This window comes from Cupriavidus sp. 05T313 (genome assembly GCF_056396665.1).
The window spans coordinates 1-1,464 of the sequence record NZ_JBFTLX010000506.1; the positions used below are offsets into that span (position 1 = coordinate 1).

The window sequence follows — 1,464 nt, forward strand, 5'->3', positions numbered from 1 at the left end:
GGGAATTACTGCCCCTTGGATCATGCTACTACCGCTGGTAATTCTAAAACTACTTGGGTTTAACGTTACCAAAAAATACTTTTACGCTGTTTCAGCTCTGTGTCTGCTATGGATGCTAGAAATTTCAGCCTGGTATTTATATGCGTGGATAAAAACACGGCAGATTGAAAGGAAAAAGAAAATTGACAGACAAAAACCGTAGATGGCCTTCGTGAATTCGCGAGCCGGCATGAAAAAGTCCACTGCCGGCGTATCGTATAACCTTGGATTTCCGCAGCAATGCCGGGTGGCGCGCAACAGGTCATAGTACCAACAATGGAAAACACCGACGAAGATTGACCCGTTCACATTACATAGTGAAACATGGATCAGATCGAGCAATTGCAAGAAAGGGCGCGGATACTGCATGCTCTGTTGACTCGCCATGCAAAGTTTGATGAGGACGCAGAGATGGTTTTGGGTTTTATGACTGGTTTGTTTTTCGATATTGAGCGCGGTGAAGTATTCCCGCCGGTTCATGACAAATATCGATGGTACTTCGCGAATACCGAAGGGCCCCTGTTCAAGTATGACGACCTGGGCGAGGCCCATGCTCAGTATTCGCATGCGTTAGAGGGCTGGGCGACATGACCGGTTCATTCGGCAGTTGCATCCGGATGAGCAGAAGTGGATCAAAGACAATGCCAAGGCTTTCGCACAGCGGCTCAATGGCGGGCAAGCTCCGTCCGATGTCCAGGTTGCTGACGCAGAGCAGCGCCTCGCACAACAAGGATTCCGGCAAGTGCAACATGGCGTTGGCAATGCATGGGACCAAGCGGCAAGTAGCTTCCTGAGTCAGGCTCGCATGATGCTCCCTGCGGATCCTTCGTGCGCTGCGTGCGGCATCAGCTATTCGTTTCAGCCGACCGCCGCACAAAAGGCGGATGCTTGGATGTATGCCAACTATCTGCCGCAGGACCGAATCAATAATTTCTACGCGCAGAATGCTCTCTCACTGCCAGCTAGTGCCGCCGTCGATACGGCTGACCAGGGAGTGCAAGGCACCCCGAACATACTACCCGGAAATACATCAGTCACGACTGGTACAGTTGGCGGGTCATGGCCGCCATTTCTCCCCGGCAAGGAATCGAAATGATAGGTGTGACAAATCTTATGGACAGAGCTTTTAAAAATCCGGGATGGCTTGGAATATCCGCACGCGTGACATTTTGCATCCTGATTATTATTGCCGTGCATTGGTTACGGGATTTTATACTATGGCTATACAATGACATTTTTCGCACCCACACCGTTATAACTATTGAGCAGCATCAACATGCCATATTTACATTTAGCTTCTTAGGCCTATTTTGGCTATCTCTTGAGCTAGTCTACGCGATTATTCTCCTAGTACGCAAAAAACCTCCAAAGAGGTAGCTTTCCGCCCCCTTCACTCTCGCCTCCACATCGAACGCAAGGCATAAA

3 protein-coding genes are annotated in these 1,464 nt (G+C 49.6%); all 3 read left to right on the plus strand.

The window, feature by feature from the left end:
• On the plus strand, positions 1-202 hold a 202-nt coding region (locus tag AC1DKD_RS41270; protein WP_477144753.1), incomplete at its 5' end, for a hypothetical protein.
• Between the two features lie 161 nt (positions 203-363).
• Positions 364-630, plus strand: a complete 267-nt coding sequence (locus tag AC1DKD_RS41275; RefSeq protein ID WP_441635219.1) for a hypothetical protein — start codon at positions 364-366, stop codon at positions 628-630.
• 16 nt (positions 631-646) lie between these two features.
• Entirely contained in the window at positions 647-1,135 is a 489-nt protein-coding gene (locus tag AC1DKD_RS41280) for a hypothetical protein (protein WP_441635221.1), read from the plus strand.
• Positions 1,136-1,464 lie beyond the last annotated feature (329 nt).

Excerpts from the sequence above, each read along its gene's own strand:
- AC1DKD_RS41275 (WP_441635219.1), top strand. The coding sequence starts at position 364 with ATGGATCAGATCGAGCAATTGCAAGAAAGGGCGCGGATACTGCATGCT.